Annotated in this window: 15 protein-coding genes; 13 read left to right on the top strand and 2 right to left on the bottom strand. The window is 59.8% G+C overall.

What is annotated here, in order from left to right:
• Positions 1 to 25: 25 nt before the first annotated feature.
• The 3 genes from rpsK to rplQ all read left to right on the top strand — a co-directional run bounded on the left by rpsK (position 26) and on the right by rplQ (position 2,272).
• Positions 26 to 424: a 30S ribosomal protein S11 gene (gene rpsK, locus BLT47_RS02685; RefSeq protein WP_049618674.1), complete on the top strand. Its 399-nt coding sequence runs from the start codon at positions 26 to 28 to the stop codon at positions 422 to 424.
• Positions 425 to 670: 246 nt separating this feature from the next.
• On the top strand, positions 671 to 1,660 hold the full coding sequence (locus BLT47_RS02680) for a DNA-directed RNA polymerase subunit alpha (RefSeq protein WP_049618673.1): 990 nt from the start codon (positions 671 to 673) through the stop codon (positions 1,658 to 1,660).
• A gap of 36 nt (positions 1,661 to 1,696) precedes the next feature.
• Positions 1,697 to 2,272 (top strand): 50S ribosomal protein L17, encoded by a 576-nt coding sequence (rplQ, locus tag BLT47_RS02675; protein ID WP_049618672.1) that lies wholly within the window; start codon positions 1,697 to 1,699, stop codon positions 2,270 to 2,272.
• 341 nt (positions 2,273 to 2,613) lie between these two features.
• On the opposite strand, the gene BLT47_RS02670 is transcribed toward rplQ, so the two are convergent.
• Positions 2,614 to 3,444 (bottom strand): ROK family protein, encoded by an 831-nt coding sequence (locus BLT47_RS02670; protein WP_074661356.1) that lies wholly within the window; start codon positions 3,442 to 3,444, stop codon positions 2,614 to 2,616.
• Here BLT47_RS02670 and BLT47_RS02665 point away from each other — a divergent pair.
• From BLT47_RS02665 to glmM, 4 genes are all read left to right on the top strand, one after another.
• Positions 3,443 to 4,438: a tRNA pseudouridine synthase A gene (locus tag BLT47_RS02665; protein WP_074661353.1), complete on the top strand. Its 996-nt coding sequence runs from the start codon at positions 3,443 to 3,445 to the stop codon at positions 4,436 to 4,438. The two genes, BLT47_RS02670 and BLT47_RS02665, sit on opposite strands and share 2 nt — an antisense overlap.
• A 399-nt stretch (positions 4,439 to 4,837) precedes the next feature.
• Positions 4,838 to 5,281: a 50S ribosomal protein L13 gene (gene rplM, locus BLT47_RS02660; protein ID WP_049618669.1), complete on the top strand. Its 444-nt coding sequence runs from the start codon at positions 4,838 to 4,840 to the stop codon at positions 5,279 to 5,281.
• Between the two features lie 32 nt (positions 5,282 to 5,313).
• Positions 5,314 to 5,802 carry a 30S ribosomal protein S9 gene (gene rpsI, locus BLT47_RS02655; protein ID WP_049618668.1) on the top strand — a complete coding sequence of 163 codons (489 nt, stop codon included), beginning with the start codon at positions 5,314 to 5,316 and terminating at the stop codon, positions 5,800 to 5,802.
• A gap of 448 nt (positions 5,803 to 6,250) precedes the next feature.
• Positions 6,251 to 7,600, top strand: coding sequence for a phosphoglucosamine mutase (gene glmM / locus BLT47_RS02650; RefSeq protein WP_049618667.1), 1,350 nt, complete (start codon positions 6,251 to 6,253; stop codon positions 7,598 to 7,600).
• 150 nt (positions 7,601 to 7,750) lie between these two features.
• On the opposite strand, the gene coaA is transcribed toward glmM, so the two are convergent.
• Positions 7,751 to 8,695, bottom strand: a complete 945-nt coding sequence (coaA, locus tag BLT47_RS02645; protein WP_074661349.1) for a type I pantothenate kinase — start codon at positions 8,693 to 8,695, stop codon at positions 7,751 to 7,753.
• A 77-nt stretch (positions 8,696 to 8,772) separates the two neighbouring features.
• On the opposite strand from coaA, the gene glmS reads away from it, so the two are divergent.
• From glmS to BLT47_RS02615, 6 genes are all read left to right on the top strand, one after another.
• Positions 8,773 to 10,626 carry a glutamine--fructose-6-phosphate transaminase (isomerizing) gene (gene glmS / locus BLT47_RS02640; RefSeq protein ID WP_074661346.1) on the top strand — a complete coding sequence of 618 codons (1,854 nt, stop codon included), beginning with the start codon at positions 8,773 to 8,775 and terminating at the stop codon, positions 10,624 to 10,626.
• Between the two features lie 66 nt (positions 10,627 to 10,692).
• Positions 10,693 to 12,714, top strand: coding sequence for a bifunctional ADP-dependent NAD(P)H-hydrate dehydratase/NAD(P)H-hydrate epimerase (locus BLT47_RS02635; protein ID WP_083330019.1), 2,022 nt, complete (start codon positions 10,693 to 10,695; stop codon positions 12,712 to 12,714).
• Positions 12,698 to 14,002, top strand: a complete 1,305-nt coding sequence (gene alr / locus BLT47_RS02630; protein ID WP_074661340.1) for an alanine racemase — start codon at positions 12,698 to 12,700, stop codon at positions 14,000 to 14,002. The genes BLT47_RS02635 and alr overlap by 17 nt, the downstream gene beginning before the upstream one ends.
• Positions 14,003 to 14,062: 60 nt before the next feature.
• On the top strand, positions 14,063 to 14,617 hold the full coding sequence (gene tsaE / locus BLT47_RS02625) for a tRNA (adenosine(37)-N6)-threonylcarbamoyltransferase complex ATPase subunit type 1 TsaE (protein WP_407706110.1): 555 nt from the start codon (positions 14,063 to 14,065) through the stop codon (positions 14,615 to 14,617).
• Positions 14,618 to 15,325: a tRNA (adenosine(37)-N6)-threonylcarbamoyltransferase complex dimerization subunit type 1 TsaB gene (tsaB, locus tag BLT47_RS02620; protein ID WP_074661336.1), complete on the top strand. Its 708-nt coding sequence runs from the start codon at positions 14,618 to 14,620 to the stop codon at positions 15,323 to 15,325. It abuts the gene before it with no gap.
• Entirely contained in the window at positions 15,309 to 16,019 is a 711-nt protein-coding gene (locus BLT47_RS02615; protein ID WP_074661333.1) for a GNAT family N-acetyltransferase, read from the top strand. Before tsaB ends, BLT47_RS02615 begins: the two co-directional genes overlap by 17 nt.
• Positions 16,020 to 16,027 lie beyond the last annotated feature (8 nt).

The following is a 16,027-nucleotide window of genomic DNA, read 5'->3' as shown; positions in this document are numbered from 1 at the left end:
AGCAGTAGTTCGAAAGAAGGAAGAAATGGCTCGTCAGTCAACGGCGGCCCGGCGTCCGCGCCGCGCTACACGCCGCAACGTGGTACAGGGTCAGGCCCACATTAAGTCCACGTTTAACAACACTATCGTTTCTATTACCGACCCCACGGGTGCGGTTATCTCCTCCGCCTCCGCTGGGCAGATGGGATTCAAGGGCTCTCGTAAGTCCACTCCGTACGCAGCCCAGCTGGCTGCCGAATCCGCCGCACGCGGCGCGATGGAACAGGGAATGAAGAAGGTAGACGTCTTCGTCAAGGGCCCGGGCTCGGGGCGCGAAACGGCTATCCGTTCGCTCACCGCTACCGGTCTGGAAGTGACCTCCATTCAGGATGTCACTCCGCAGGCTCACAACGGTTGCCGGCCGCCGAAGCGCCGCCGCGTCTAATCCCGCACTTCGCCGGGTAAGTTTTCCAGCCAGCCGGCTGGAAAATATCCCCGAAGTACATCGAAAAAACTTTATAGCATCCCAATCTCGCTTCGTCTTTAGTGCGGGTAGCGGCAACTATTGCCGCGCCTGGCCTGGGAAAGCGCGAGAATCATGGGTAGTGCAGATTATTTCTCGTAACCGGTCCGAGTGTTACGAGGATTTGCGTGGGCGTCATATAGCGGTCGCCTACGGGAAGGATACAAAGTGCTCATTGCGCAGCGTCCTGTTCTCAAGGAAGAACAGATCTCGGAGCTTCGCTCCAAGTTCGTGATCGAACCGTTGGAACCTGGATTCGGCTACACCATCGGTAATTCTCTACGCCGTACCCTGCTGTCGTCGATCCCCGGCGCGGCAGTTACTTCCATCCGGATCGACGGGGTGCTCCACGAGTTCTCCACCATTCCGGGCGTGAAGGAAGACGTAGCGGAAATCATCCTCAACCTGAAGGAACTTGTGGTTTCTTCGGAACAGGATGAACCCGTTTTGATGTACCTGCGCAAGCAGGGCCCGGGTGAGGTAACGGCCGGAGACATTACACCGCCGGCCGGCGTTGAGATCCTCAACCCGGAACTGCACATCGCCACCTTGAACGAAAAGGGCAAGATCGAAATCGATCTCACTGTAGAACGCGGCCGCGGCTACGTTTCTGCGGCTCTGAATAAGGGTGACGACGACGAAATCGGGCGCATTCCGATCGATTCCATCTATTCGCCGGTTGTCCGGGTTTCCTACAAGGTCGAGGCCACGCGTGTGGAACAGCGTACGGACTTCGATCGCCTCGTCATTGATGTTGAGGTGAAGCCCTCGATTACTCCGCGCGATGCGCTGGCTTCCGCCGGTAAGACCCTGGTCGAGCTCTTCGGGCTCACCACGGAGCTGAACGAAGAAGCAGAAGGTATTGAGATCGGTCCGGCTCCGGTGCAAGAGCAGCGTTCTTCTGATCTGCAACGTCCCATTACGATCCTCAACCTGCCGGCGCGTTCTCAGAACTGCCTGCAGCGTGAAGGTATCCACACCATTGGTGAGCTCGTACAGCGTAGCGAAGAAGATCTTCTTGATATTCGCAACTTCGGCGCTAAGTCGATCGAAGATGTCAAGGATGAACTAGCCAAGCTGGACTTGGCGCTCAAGGATAGCGGTGCTGCCTTCAGCTACAGCGACGATTACGGGATGCAGTTCAGCGATAACGCCTAAATAATCCCGGGCGAAGAATTTTTATAGGAGAACACAATGCCTACACCGAAGAAGGGTCCGCGTCTGGGCGGAAGCCCCTCGCATCAGCGCAAGATCATCGCGAACTTGTGCAAGGAACTGGTGCACCACAAGTCCGTCCGTACCACCTTGGCGCGGGCCAAGACGGTGCAGCCCTACATGGAACGCCTCATCACGAAGGCGAAGAAGGGTGATACGCACAATCGTCGCCTGGCGCTGAAGACGCTCAAGGATCGCGAGACCGCTTATATCCTCTTCGAGGAACTGGCCCCGCTGTTCGCGGAACGTCAGGGCGGCTACACCCGCATCGTTAAGATTGGTAACCGCCGCGGTGATAACGCCCCAATGGCCGTTATCTCTCTGGTCACGGAAAAGGTTTCGCCCAAGCAGGCAGTAGTCCGCGAAGCTGAAAAGGCAGCGGAGAAGGCCGCGCGTGCAGAAGCCGCAGCCGCTGAATCCGCAGAATCTGCCGAATCCGCGGAATCTGCTGAATCTGCCGAGTCGGCCGAATCTGCAGCATCGGCGCCGAGCGCCGAAAGCGCTCCCAGCGCAGATAGCCCGGCAGAAGCCGCAAAAACGGAAGAAACCAAGTAGCGCACACGGTTGCAATAGCTAACTAACGCGTGGTTGCAATAACCAACGAGTGGTTGCAGTAACCAATGCGTGGTTGCAATAACTAAATAGTGCGATACGTCCGCGGGGCGCGTAGCTTTCCCAAGCTACGCGCCCCGCGCGTGTACATTTTATTGAAGCTACGCGCCCCGCGCGTGTACCTTATAGTCCAAATAATTATCGGCGTGGCGGTCGCTATTGTTTTGCGGGCGGGTCGTTCCCGGAAGCGGGCTTTAGTCAGCTGCGTGCTGGGTGTTCTTGGAGGCGGGCTTTGGTCAGCTGCGTGCAGCCGTTCTCGGAAGCTGGCCTTAGCGAACTGTTATTTACCCGCGTGCGGGCCGTTCGCGGCGGCGGGCCAGGCTCCAAGCTCGCACCCCGCCATTCATACCCGCCGCATTGGGAATGAAAGTTACGCGGGAATCAAAACGAGCCCGCACGGTGGGAGTAATCCGGGCAGCATTGCCCCCGCCAATATAAAGCTTGTCCCACCGGATCACGGGGAACAGAGAATCCACGGCGCGCAGCACACGCCGGCTCCATGCCGCATCTCCCAGGCGGATCCGCTCAATTTCGCCCACTACGTCGTCGTAAGTAAGGCCCCACCGCATTTGTGCATGCGAAATTTCCAGGTGCGGGGCAAGTACGCCGTCGTCAACAATTGCGGAACCTAAACCGGTACCGAAAGTGAGGACCACTTCCAAACCTTCGCCGGAAATAACCCCGGCCGCGGCAACCTCCGAATCATTAATCACCAGCGCGGGCACGCCAAAACGCTCTTCCAAAGCCGCCTGAATATCCAAACCATTCCACGCTGCCTCATTCTCCGGGTCGATCCGGGTATGCGGGCCGGAACGGCGAATATAGTGCGGCGTGTAAATCACCTTGCCATGGCGAATCATACCCGGCATACCAACGGTAATCCGATCGTAGAGGGGCAGGCCGGGCTCGCGCCCCAAGCCGGGAACTTGCGCCAAAAAGTCCGTATCGCTGGCAATAATCTCCAGCAGCGCCTCGGGAGAGAAAGGATAGATCACTTCGGTGCGGTGAGCGGGGCCAATTTGGAAGCCACCGGCGTCAAGCAACGTCGTTTTGATACCACCACCACCGCAATCAACGGCGAGTGTGCGTACATCTTTGTGGGAGACTGCTTCCATGGAAGATACGGTAGCGCAAACAGTACGGGTTCGGTTCGATATTGCCTATGATGGCACAGGATTTCACGGGTGGGCGCGCCAACCCGGCCTGCGCACCGTGCAAGGCGTACTCGAAACTGCCTTAGAAACCATTTTACGGGAACCGGTAACGCTCACCGTGGCGGGCCGGACCGACGCCGGGGTGCACGCGCGCGGGCAAGTGGCCCACGCCGACCTAAGCGCGCAGGCAGTTGCCACTTTGCGGGACCGGGCCGGAAGATGCCCGGGAACTGTATTACGCACCCGCCTGGCCGGGGTGCTATCGCGCGAATACCGGGCCGCCATGGCTGCCGCTAGAAGCAGTACGAGTGGCACTGCGGCCAATACCGCGGGGGCGAATAATGCTGCAGCGCCCGCGGGGACCGGTGCCGCGGTGCGGCTAAACGTGCCGCGCGGGGTGTCCGACGTCGTCGTACGCCAAGTCCGGAAAGTACCAGCAGATTTTGATGCCAGGTTTTCAGCATTGGCCCGCGAATATACGTACCGGGTATGCACCGGGCCGGCTGATCCGTTGCGCCGCCACGACGTTTTGTGGTGGGGCGAAGAACCGCTAGACGTGGCCGCCATGAACGCTGCCGCGCGCGGCCTGCTCGGCACCCACGATTTCCTTTCATATTGCAAGCCGCGCGAAGGAGCTACCACGATCCGCACTTTGCAAAGGTTGGATGTGGTAGAACTCGGAGGCGGAGCCGGCCAACAATTACTCATTCATGCCCGGGCCGATGCTTTTTGCCACTCCATGGTGCGCACGCTCGTGGGGGCGCTCCTGCGCGTGGGGAGTGGGGCACGGGATATTGAGTGGCCCTGGCGCCGCCTAGCAGAATGTAACCGCACCGGGGAAGTAGTGGTAGCTCCGGCGCATCCGCTCACCTTGGAAAATGTTATTTATCCCGAACCGGAAGGTTATGCGCAGCGCGCCCAACAGGCTCGCCAGCGCCGGGATGAATGCTGCTGAGCAAGACGCGAATGCTGCTGAGTGAGCCGCGGCTGAATGCTGCTGAGTCAGCCGCGGATGAATGCTGCTGAGTCAGCCGCGGATGAATGCTGCCGAGTGAGCCGCGGACGCGCGCGGTGGAAAGCCTCACACACGCACTTAATCTTTGACGGTTGTGCCTCTTCCCGGTATCCTGGATTGTTGTTGTGCGAAGTGAGTACGGTGCTTTTCCCACTCGCCGTGCCAATGCCCAACAAAGATTTTAAATGACCATTTGAGGTCTCGCGCGCGCAGAGCGCTCGTCAATTCGCTTCGCCCGGAAGCTTCTTAACCGCGGCGGTACAGAATCGGCTAGGCAGGATAACTGTGTGCTTGATCAGCAGCGTAGCGAGACCCTAACGAGAAACGAAGGCTACGCAAGTGCGCACGTACACTCCTAAGCCCGGAGACATTGACCGTAAGTGGTACATCGTTGATGCCACAGATATTGTTCTCGGGCGTTTGGCAGCACAGGTTGCCACCCTGCTCCGTGGGAAGCATAAGCCCATTTTTGCTCCGAATGCCGATACCGGCGATTTCGTGATTGTTATTAACGCATCGAAGGTTGCTCTGACGGGAAGCAAGCTCCGCGACAAGATGTCCTACCGCCACTCCGGTTACCCGGGTGGTTTGAAGGCCACATCTTATGCCGAGCTCCTCGCAACCCGGCCCGAGCGTGCCGTTCAGGAAGCAGTGAAGGGCATGGTCCCGCGTACGCGCCTCGGCCGCAAGCAGATGACGCGGCTCAAGGTTTATGCAGGTGCCGAACACCCGCATATTGCTCAACAACCGGAGCCGTACGAGCTCAAGAAGATTGCCCAGTAGGCGCAAAGCTTTTCGGAACAGGATTTACATAAATGTCAGAAACGAATGTTGACGCTCAGGTGGAAGAGGAGTTCACGGGTTCCTACACTACGGAAACCGAAACTCCTCGCACCGGACAGGGCGTATCTGCAATGGTGCCGGGCCATGGGCTCGGCCGTCGGAAGGAAGCGGTGGCGCGTGTGCGTCTGCTCCCGGGTACCGGCGAATGGAAGATTAATGGCCGTGGGCTCAAGGATTACTTCCCGAACCCGATCCACCAGCAGCTGGTGAACGCTCCGTTCGCTCTGCTCGATCTGGAAGGCCGTTTCGATGTGATCGCTCGCATCGATGGTGGTGGCACTTCTGGCCAGGCTGGCGCGCTGCGTCTCGGTGTGGCCCGCGCCCTCAACGAAATTGACCGCGAAGCGAACCGTCCGGCACTGAAGAAGGCCGGATTCCTCACTCGCGACGCACGCGCGGTGGAACGCAAGAAGGCCGGCCTCAAGAAGGCCCGTAAGGCTTCGCAGTTCTCCAAGCGTTAAACGCTATTTTTACAACTTCATAGCGGCCCGGTTGTGCGCGTGCACGGCACGAGCACAACCGTCGGCCCGAAAAAAGTATCGCTCCGCTACCAGCTCGGTAACGGAGCGATACTTTTTACCCGAGTAGGTTTGTACGAGCCAGGCGCTCGCACTTGCGGCGGCTAGTTTTTCCATTTCCTTCCTGCCGGTACTTATCGGCCCGCCCGCATTTATAGCCTTACCAGCACTGATAGAAGATTTGACCGCCAGGTGTGGCCGGGTGCGAGCAGGGGACCGCTTGCCGCCGTACAATAGCCTTCGGTGTGAGAATTGCACCGGCCCAAACTGCCGGCCGGGTCTCCCGCGCACACTCGTACACGCCCCTCGTGTACCGGCCGCGCGGAGAAGATGCCAATAGTTAAAAACTGCGGCCGCGCAGCGTAGGGAAGGCACAGAGCAGGGAGAAAATATGCCGAGGCTTTTCGGAACAGACGGAGTACGAGGACTTGCTAACCGGGATTTGACCGCAGAGTTAGCTCTGCGGCTCGGGGAAGCAGCGGCCCGGGTGCTCACCCGTGGTTTTAGTGGCGAAGGCCGCCCGCGTGCGGTGATCGGGCAAGATTCTCGCGTCTCGGGCGGGATGCTAGGTCAGGCCGTTGCCGCTGGCCTTTCCGGAGCCGGGGTAGACGTTGAACACGTCGATACCATTCCCACCCCCGGAATTGCCTACTTGACCGCAGAAGGCGACTACGACTTGGGCGTAATGATCTCCGCCTCACACAACCCCATGCAAGATAACGGCATCAAATTCTTCGCCCGCGGCGGTTTTAAACTAGAAGACGCCAAAGAAGACGAAATAGAAAGCCTGCTCGGCCAAGAATGGGGCCGGCCAATCGGTGCGGGCATCGGCCGGGTTACCGATACCAGCGCCTATGCGGACCAAAAATATATTGACCACCTCGTATCCACGGTCAACACCCGTTTGGACGGCCTGAAAATCGTTGTTGATTGTGCCAACGGAGCAACTAGCGCCGTGGCGCCGGAAGCTTTCCGGAAAGCGGGGGCAGACGTCGTCGTAATTAACGCCAACCCGGACGGCTACAACATAAACGCCGACTGCGGCTCTACCCACCCGGAAAGCATGTGCCGGGCAGTAGTGGAACAGGGCGCCGATTTCGGCGTGGCTTTTGATGGCGACGCCGATCGGTGCCTGGCCGCCGATGGTAACGGCAACCTGGTAGATGGCGACCAAATCATGGCGATCCTCGCGATCGCCGCCCATAAACTCGGCTGGCTAAACAAAAACACCCTGGTAGTGACGGTGATGTCGAACTTGGGCTTGCTACTGGCTATGAAGGAACACGGGATTTCCACCGTGCAAACCGGGGTGGGAGACCGCTACGTGCTCGAAGAAATGCGTAAAAATGGCTATTCGCTGGGCGGGGAACAGTCCGGGCACGTGATTTCAATGCAACATGCCACCACGGGCGATGGCACGCTCACCGCGCTCATGCTGGCCCAACAAGTGGCCGCTTCGGGCCAGTCTTTGGCAGAACTTGCTTCTGTGGTCACGCGCTTGCCGCAAGTACTTATTAATGTTCCCGACGTCGATAAGACGGCCGCAGCCACCAACGAACAGGTGCAAAAAGCCGTGCGAGACGCACAAGCCGAACTGGGAGAAACCGGGCGAGTGTTGCTGCGCCCCTCGGGCACCGAGCCGCTGGTGCGCGTCATGGTGGAAGCCGGAACCGAAACCGAGGCGCAGGCAGTGGCCGAAGAACTGGCAGACGTAGTGCGCGAAAATCTCGCCCTGCGGTAGCAGGTAGCTGGGCCCTGCGATAGCCGGCAACTGGCCGGATCGAGCTGCTGAGCGGCCCGATCCGGCGGTGCCTGCCGGGGCGAGAGTGCGCGGTGCCTGCCGGGGCGAGAGTGGGCAGGCCTTGCTTATCCGCACATGCCCGGCACGCCTTTACAGTTTGCGGATCAAGACTTCTTCTACCCGGTGGTCGGGGCCTTTCCGCAAAGTAATATCGGCGCGGTGGCGCGTGGGTTCGATGTTTTCCAGCAGGTTCGGCAAGTTAATGGTCCGCCAAATATTGCGGGAGCGTTCGCGCAATTCGTCATCGGGCATATCCGCAAACTGGTGGAAGTAAGCGTCCGGCTGGGAGAACGCGATATCGCGGAGCTTGAATTGGCGGTCTAGATACCAGCGTTCCAAATCATCGGGTTCGGCATGCACATAAATCGAAAGATCGAAGAAGTCCGAAACCACGGTTTGATCCACATCTGGCGGGTCATCCGGGAAAACCCGCGCCGGCTGTAACACGTTCAGCCCTTCCAGAATCAAAATATCCGGATGATGCACGGTAAGCATGGCATCGGGCACAATATCGTAGGTTACGTGGTCATAAATCGGTGCCGAAACATGATCGCGCCCGGATTTTACTTGCCGCACAAAATCGAGGAGCGCGGCCTGGTCATAAGATTCCGGGAAGCCTTTCCGGTCCATAATCCCGCGGCGTTCCAACTCCGCATTCGGCAGTAAAAACCCGTCCGTAGTTACGAGTTCCACCTTCGGGGTTAACGGCCAGCGCCGAAGTAATTCTTGCAAAAGCCGCGCCGTCGTCGATTTACCTACCGCCACCGAACCAGCAATCCCAATCACGAAAGGGGTGCGCCGTTCGGTGAGCCCCAAAAACTGGGAAGTAGCCTGGTGCAGTTCCCCAATTTCGCGCGTATACATTTGCAAAAGGGCGGAAAGGGGCCGATAAATTGCGTCCGCCTCAGCCAAATCAATGGGATCTCCCAAAGCTTTCAGCCGCCGCACATCCGCGTGTGTGAGCGGAAGCGGCGAATTTGTAGCGAGCGCGCTCCATTCGTCATGGGTAAAAGAGACGAGGTGGGTGCTGGTCATGCCCCAAGGTTACCTGCATTCGCACAGTTTGTACGCACTACTTTTATGGCGGGCCGCGCCGCGCTATATTTTTTCAGGTGTGTGGAATCGTAGGATACGCGGGTTCAAGCCCCGCTAGTAATAGACCTCAAGATGTAGTGCTGGCCGGTTTGGCGCGCCTCGAATACCGCGGATATGACTCTGCGGGCGTGGCACTCGTGAACGAAAATGGGGAAATTGCCGTCACGAAACGTGCTGGGCGCCTCGATAATTTACGGCAGGCCCTCGCCGCGAAAACCGGCACCGGTATTTCTGCCATTGGGCACACGCGATGGGCTACGCATGGCGCCCCTTCGGATACCAATGCTCACCCGCACCTGTCTTTTGACGGCAAAGTAGCGGTAGTACATAACGGCATTATCGAAAATTATCGGGAGCTGGCCCAGCAGTTGCGGGAAACGCAGGGGATTGAACCCGTCTCGGAAACGGATACGGAGATCGCCGCCCATCAGCTCGCGGTTTTCTTGGCTCAAACCGGAGACCTAAAAGATGCCATGCTGCGGCTTGCCAATGTACTGGAAGGTTCTTTCACCCTGGTGGCTGTGGACGGCAGCGGGCTGGTAGTGGCGGCGCGGCGTAACTCCCCGTTGGTAGTGGGTTTGGGAAACGGGGAGAATTTCCTCGGATCTGACGTGGCTGCTTTTGTGGGGGAAACCCGCCAGGCTTTGGAAATCGCGCAAGATACGGTGGTGGTTTTGCGCCCGGATACGGTAGAGCTGTACAACTTTGCCGGGGAGCCAACCGCGGGTCGGCCGTTCACGGTGGATTGGGATGCTTCGGCTGCCGTCAAGGGCGGGTACGCCACCTTTATGGATAAGGAGATTCACGAGGAGCCGACGGCGGTAGCCGAGACTCTGCGGGGCCGGATGGCAGACGGCAAACTGGAACTCGATGAGATGCGGATCTCGCCCGATGTTTTGCGCCGGATTGACAAGATCGTGGTGATTGCCGCGGGCACCGCTTCTTATGCCGGCCAAGTGGCCCGATACGCGATCGAACACTGGTGCCGCATCCCCGTGGAGGTGGAACTTGCTTCCGAGTTCCGCTACCGGGACCCGGTGGTATCCGAAAAAACTTTGACGGTGGCAATCTCCCAATCCGGGGAAACCATGGACACGATCATGGCGATCCGGCACGCCCGCGAACAAGGTTCGAAAGTGTTGGCGATCGTAAACACTTATGGTTCGACGATTGCCCGCGAATCGGACGCGGTGCTTTACACCCATGCCGGCCCGGAAATCGCGGTGGCTTCCACGAAGGCTTTCGTGGCGCAAATTGCCGCCACTTATCTGCTGGGTCTTTATTTGGCGCAGTTGCGGGGCAATAAATACCAAGACGAAATCGCGCACTATTTGGATGAGCTCGGGAAAATGCCCGGCCGGATTACCAAAGTATTGGAGCAAGAGGCTGATATTCGCGCCCTGGCCCAAAAAATGAAGGATGCTACTTCGGTGTTGTTCTTGGGCCGGCACGTGGGATATCCGGTGGCCTTGGAAGGGGCGCTGAAGCTGAAGGAAATCGCCTATATTCACGCGGAAGGATTTGCGGCCGGTGAGCTCAAACACGGTCCGATCGCCCTGGTAGAACCGGGGTTGCCGGTGTTCTTTATTGTGCCGACGCCGCGCCGGCCCGAGTTGCACGCTAAGGTGCTTTCCAATTTGCAGGAAGTGCGTTCGCGCGGGGCGGTGACGATCGTGATCGCCGAAGCCGGGGACGAATCGGTGCGCGAGTTCGCGGAAGAAGTTTTCTGGGTGCCTAACTCCACCCCGACTCTCATGATGCCGCTGGTCACCGTGCTGCCCTTGCAGATTTTTGCTTCCGAAATGGCCGCGGCTAAGGGGTACGACGTCGATAAGCCACGCAACCTCGCCAAGTCTGTGACGGTGGAATAAAAACAAAATGTATACAAAATTGACACCAAACCGCTAAAAAATGGCGCGCGCGCCTAAACTAGAAATATGGTGAGAACATACGAGGTGGCTACGGTACAGGCGGCAGAAGCCCCGCTCTTGGCGGCGGGCGTGCCGCTAATGAAGCGGGCGGCGCGGGCGCTGGCCAATCGGATCATTTGGGAGTTACGCACTCGCCGGATCCGCTTGGTAGGAGCCCCCATCGCGGTGTTCGTGGGCGGCGGCAATAATGGCGGGGATGCCCTCTATGCCGCCGCGCACCTAGCTGCGCGGGGCGCCCAAGTGCGGCTTATATTATGCGCGCCGCAAGTGCATGCGGCCGGCCTGGCTGCCGCGCAGCGAGCCGGTGCGCGCCTCGCTCCCGGTGCCTACCCGGCACCACCCGCGGTCGCGGTAGCTGATACTGTGCCGGCTGAGTCTGGGACTGCTGGGAACGCACCGGGTAAGCGTGCGCCTGCACGAACCACGCCGGCTGAGTCTGCGCCGGCAGTTGCCGCGCCAGCTGTGGCCGCGCCGGAACTTTCCGCCGCCGATTTGGCGGCAGTGGCCGGTGCGGAAGCTAGCCGGGCGGCTGTGTGGATCGACGGTCTGCTGGGGATTGGCGCTCGCGGGCCGGCCCGCGAACCGATCGCCAGTGTTTTGGAAGTTCTCAACGCTGAACTTGATGCTTCCCCAATGGAGCCGCTCGTGGTAGCGGTCGATACCCCTTCGGGGATTGATCCGGATACGGGCGCTGTGCCCGGCCCCGCCCTGCGTGCCCATATCACGGTGACCATGGGCGCCGCCAAGGCCGGGCTAGTGGTGCCACCCGCCTGCGGCTATGCCGGCAAAATTGACCTGGTAAAACTAGGTTTTGCGGCCACGCTCGGGCAGTGGGCAGTAGCTACTCTTAGCGATGCGGACGTTGCCGATCTGTTGGATATTCCCGGCCCGGAAGCACATAAATATACGCGTGGCGTGGCTGGCATTCTGGCCGGTAGCGCGCCTTACCCGGGCGCAGGCTTGCTCGCTACCAAGGGGGCTCGGGCCATGGGGCCCGGTTACGTGCGCTACCTGGGAGAAGCCGCCGTAGGTAAGTTGATTGCGGCCCGCTACCCGGACGTGGTGCTTGCCCCGGGCCGCGTGCAAGCCTATTGCGTAGGTTCGGGCAACCCACCGGGTGGGAGCCAGCTCCTGCGCCACACCTTGGGCTTGCAGACCTCCGTAGCGCCCGCAACACCGGCTTTGGGTGAAGGAACAGCTGCCGCCGTAGAACCGGCCCGCGGCGCAGAACCAGTAGAACCAGCCGTGCCCGCCGATCTGGCCGCCGGCGTAGAGCTGGCTGCCCCCGTAGAACCGGCCTGCGGCGCAGAACCAGCCGTACCGGCAGATACTGCGGCGCAGGAGGCTATCTCTACCGCGGTACCGGTGGTAATCGACGCCGGCTGCCTGGACGATATTGCCAGCCTGCTCGCTGAAATCCCGGGCGGCCGCCTGCCCGAATATGCGGTACTCACCCCGCACGCGGGGGAAGCCGCGCGGCTATTGGCAGCTTTGGGCCATCCCACAAGTCGGGAGACGATCGAAGCCACGCCGTTGCTTTATGCGCGGAAAATTGCCCGCCTGACGGGCGCTACCGTGGTGCTGAAAGGCGCCGTCGATATTGTGGCAAGCCCGGGCGGGCAAGCCTACGCGCAAGGAGGTGCCCCCGGGTGGCGGGGAGTTGCTGGCAGTGGGGACGTTCTGGCTGGAGCCATCGCGGCTCTGCTGGCCATGCATCCGCAAACAGCGAAACAACCGGGCGGGGCCGCGCTTTTGGCGGCAGCAGCGGCGCATATACACGGCCGGGCGGCGGCGCGCGCGGCCGACTGCGAATTTGGGTGGCAATTAGTGGAAGAACCGGAGTATGCTCGCGCGGCGGATACTGCACCGGCGCTCGGGGCAGTAGGCGCAGCGCCAGGCCGCCCGCTCACTGCCGCCTCCATCGCCGGGCAGATATCGCCCGTTATCGGGCAAATTCTGGGTAATTCGCTATCAGATTCGCAAGCAGATTTGCGAACAACCGGAAGGCAGAGTGAAGTTGGTGATTGAGAGTTTCTATCCATCGCGGGCAGAGATTTCCTTAGGAGCCCTGGCGCATAATTTCCGGTGGTTGCGAGCACGCCTGCCTAAGACGAAGATTATGGCGATCGTGAAGGCTGATGCTTACGGGCACGGAATTGTGCCGTGCGCGCGGGCGCTAGCCGCGGCCGGCGCTGATTATCTAGGTGTGGCGCAACTGGGCGAGGCGATGTCTTTAGCCGCACAGTTGCGTGATGGTGAAGAAGCGACGCCGGCCGGCCCAGCCGGCCCTGCCGGTGCTAACAGTGCTGGCGGTGCGGGGGCACTGCCAGCCACGCACCCGCCCATTTTCAGTTGGATTTATGCGCCGGGTTCGGATCTGCGGGCCGCTTTCCGGGCGGGAATTGAAATCTCGGTAGGCACTCCCTGGGTGGTAGATGAACTAGAAAGATACGCAGGCGGGGGCATGCGCGGCGCAAAGATTCATATTGCCGTAGATACCGGGATGGCCCGGGAAGGTTTTACCCGCGGGGAATTGGAACGCATACTGCCGCGTTTGCAAGCTTTGGCAAGCGTGGGAGCCGTAGAAATCAAAGGTTTGTGGAGCCACTTAGCACAAGCAGACACCTTGAGTACTTCCGCTCTCGCACCCAGCGGTGAGGCCGCGGGCACAGAATCCGGTGCCGACCAGCAAACATATACCCACGTGGTCAATCCTGCACCTACGCAGGCCCAGATCAGCCGGTTTGAAGAAGCAAAGCAAATGCTTGCCGAAGTGGGAATAGCTCCGCCGCTACTGCATCTCGCAGCTTCCGGCGGGGCACTTTTCCACAATAAAGCCCAATATTCGATGGTTCGGCCTGGCATTTTGCTCTACGGTATTTCCCCAAATCCGCAGGTGGCAACGGCCGCCGAATTGGGTTTGCAAGCAGTAATGACCTTGCGCTCGCGAATTATCGGCGCCCGGATAACGGAAAGCACCACCGGGGTGTCTTATGGTGGTACGCAAACCGTGCCGGCGGGAACCCACCTGGGGATCGTGCCGCTCGGGTATGGCGATGGTATTCCGCGGGCGGCTTCCAACCGGGGGCAAGTGCTGGTTAGGGGCCATCGTTGCCCGATTATTGGCCGGGTTTGCATGGACCAGTTTGTGATCCAATTGCCACCATCTGCCCGCCCGGGAGATGAGGTAATCATTTTCGGTGATGAAAGCACCGGCGCGCCCACTACCGATAACTGGGGTGAATGGTCCGATTCGATCGGCTACGAGATTCCCACCCGTATTGGCCCGCGCGTTCCGCGCGTATACGTGGAATAAAGCGCGCGCCTCCTAACTAACAGGCAGGAAGTAGATGCGGGGTTTATCATGGAGCGCGTGATGAAGGAAATCATAATCCCGGATGCGGAAGAAATGCAGAGCTTCGGCAGGGCGCTGGGCGAATCGGTGCAGCGCGGCGATCTGGTGATGCTTACCGGTCCGCTCGGGGCAGGGAAGACGACGCTGGTGCGCGGGGTAGCAGTCGGCATGAATGTAAGCGGGCGCGTTACCTCGCCCACCTTCGTGATTGCCAATGTGCACAAAAACCGCGGTACCGGCCCGGATCTTATCCACGTGGATGCCTATCGTTTAGAAGGCCTCGAAGAACTCGATGCCCTCGATCTGGATACCAGTTTGGAAGATTCTGCCACCCTCATTGAATGGGGTACAGGCAAAGTAGAAGTCCTTTCCCCAGACCGGCTAGAAATCACGATCACCCGCCCGGAAGGTGCCGCTCGCGGCCAAGACGTAGCCGACCTGTACGTGGATGCGCCGCGCACCTTGACTTTCACTGCCACCGGGCAGCGCGCTCATGAATTGCTGGGCGAAACTTTGCACCGCTACCAAGAATCCACGCCGAATCCCGCTCCTGCGGATGAGGAAAAGAGCGAATAAATGATTATTTTGACGATTGATACCTCTGACCAGACCGTAGTTGGCGTGGTGGAAACTAATTTCGGGACGGTTCCCGAAACCGAGGCTAAGTTCCATACTTTGGCCCGCCTGGTTTCTGCAGATTCGCGGAGCCATGCCGAAAACCTGACGCCCATGGTCAGCGATGCGCTCGACGCGGCTGATGTGGACGTGCCGGAAGCGATCGTGGCCGGTACCGGCCCGGGAGCTTTTACGGGTTTGCGTGCCGGTTTAGTAACTGCCCGCACCCTCGCCTTTGCGTGGGATATTCCGCTTTACGGGGTCCCTTCGCTAGATGCCATGGCCTACGGCGCGCTCAGAGCCGGCGCAACGCAAGTGTGGCCGGTGATCGATGCGCGGCGCAAGGAACTGTATATTGCCGGGGCTCGCGCAATTGCCGGGTATAGTGACGTCCTCGTTTTTTCGCCTCCGCAGATTATTAAGCCTGCCGAAGTAGCGACGACGACGCACGGCGCCCCGCTCGCCGTTTCCCGTGCCGATTTGTATCCGGAATTGGCCGGCGCCCAGCTGGTACTTCCCGAACCGGAATATTTGGCGAGTATTGCCCTTTCCCGTTTGGATAACGCGGCCGATCCGGAGGCGGCTTTGAGCACCGAACCGTTGTATTTGCGCCGCCCGGATGTGGCCCGCGGGGTGGCCCAAAAGGCGGGCGATGGCTACCGTTCCTAAACCCGCCGCCGATAATCCGGCCGAAAACCTCGCCCCCGAAACCGGCGTTACCCACGAAGGCCGCAGCACGAGCGAAGGCCAGGCTACCTACGAAGGTAAAAGCGCTGGCGAAAGCCACGCAGAACGCGAAGGCCGCGCTACCTACGAAGGTAATAACGCCGGCGAAAGCCACGCAGAACGCGAAGGCAATACCGGCGGCGTAGCGCCGGCGCGCGCATTTCGCCTACGCCGGCAAGTGGCGATGCCCGCTGATGCGGATGCGCTCACGCGTTTCGATTTTGCGGTATTTGACCGGGAAGCCTGGCCGGAAGCCGCCTGGCAAGAAGCTCTCAGCTTTCCGGGTTGCCTGGTTCTCATAGATCGACTTATCGAAACCACGCCGCCCCGGCCGGAGGTAGACGATCTGGTTGCGGCCGGAGCCGTCAATTTAGGCGTGGAAGCAGAAATCATGACGATCGGCGTCGATAAATCCTTCCGCGGGCAGGGGATAGGTAGCTCCCTCCTCGATTCTTTGCTCACGGTAGCCGCGGCCTGCGGGGCCGAACAGGTCTTTTTGGAAGTGCGAGAAAACGATCCCGTAGCCCGCGGATTATATGAATCGCGCGGTTTTTACACCGTGGGCACGCGCCCCGGCTATTACCGAGGTACAGACGGGCTAATTATGCGGCGCGATATACATCGTGATGCACAGTAGGCCAGCTC

Origin of the sequence: Actinobaculum suis, from assembly GCF_900102025.1 — a bacterium.
Lineage (GTDB): Bacteria > Actinomycetota > Actinomycetes > Actinomycetales > Actinomycetaceae > Actinobaculum > Actinobaculum suis.
This window is presented reverse-complemented; position numbering and strand designations above follow the sequence as displayed.

Bases quoted from the DNA above. Each gene is read 5' to 3' on its own strand.
- rpsK (WP_049618674.1), top strand. From the start codon at position 26: ATGGCTCGTCAGTCAACGGCGGCCCGGCGTCCGCGCCGCGCTACACGC.
- rplQ (WP_049618672.1), top strand. From the start codon at position 1,697: ATGCCTACACCGAAGAAGGGTCCGCGTCTGGGCGGAAGCCCCTCGCAT.
- BLT47_RS02665 (WP_074661353.1), top strand. From the start codon at position 3,443: ATGGAAGATACGGTAGCGCAAACAGTACGGGTTCGGTTCGATATTGCC.
- BLT47_RS02670 (WP_074661356.1), bottom strand. From the start codon at position 3,444: ATGGAAGCAGTCTCCCACAAAGATGTACGCACACTCGCCGTTGATTGC.
- rpsI (WP_049618668.1), top strand. From the start codon at position 5,314: ATGTCAGAAACGAATGTTGACGCTCAGGTGGAAGAGGAGTTCACGGGT.
- glmM (WP_049618667.1), top strand. From the start codon at position 6,251: ATGCCGAGGCTTTTCGGAACAGACGGAGTACGAGGACTTGCTAACCGG.
- coaA (WP_074661349.1), bottom strand. From the start codon at position 8,695: ATGACCAGCACCCACCTCGTCTCTTTTACCCATGACGAATGGAGCGCG.
- BLT47_RS02635 (WP_083330019.1), top strand. From the start codon at position 10,693: ATGGTGAGAACATACGAGGTGGCTACGGTACAGGCGGCAGAAGCCCCG.
- tsaE (WP_407706110.1), top strand. From the start codon at position 14,063: ATGAAGGAAATCATAATCCCGGATGCGGAAGAAATGCAGAGCTTCGGC.
- tsaB (WP_074661336.1), top strand. From the start codon at position 14,618: ATGATTATTTTGACGATTGATACCTCTGACCAGACCGTAGTTGGCGTG.
- BLT47_RS02615 (WP_074661333.1), top strand. From the start codon at position 15,309: ATGGCTACCGTTCCTAAACCCGCCGCCGATAATCCGGCCGAAAACCTC.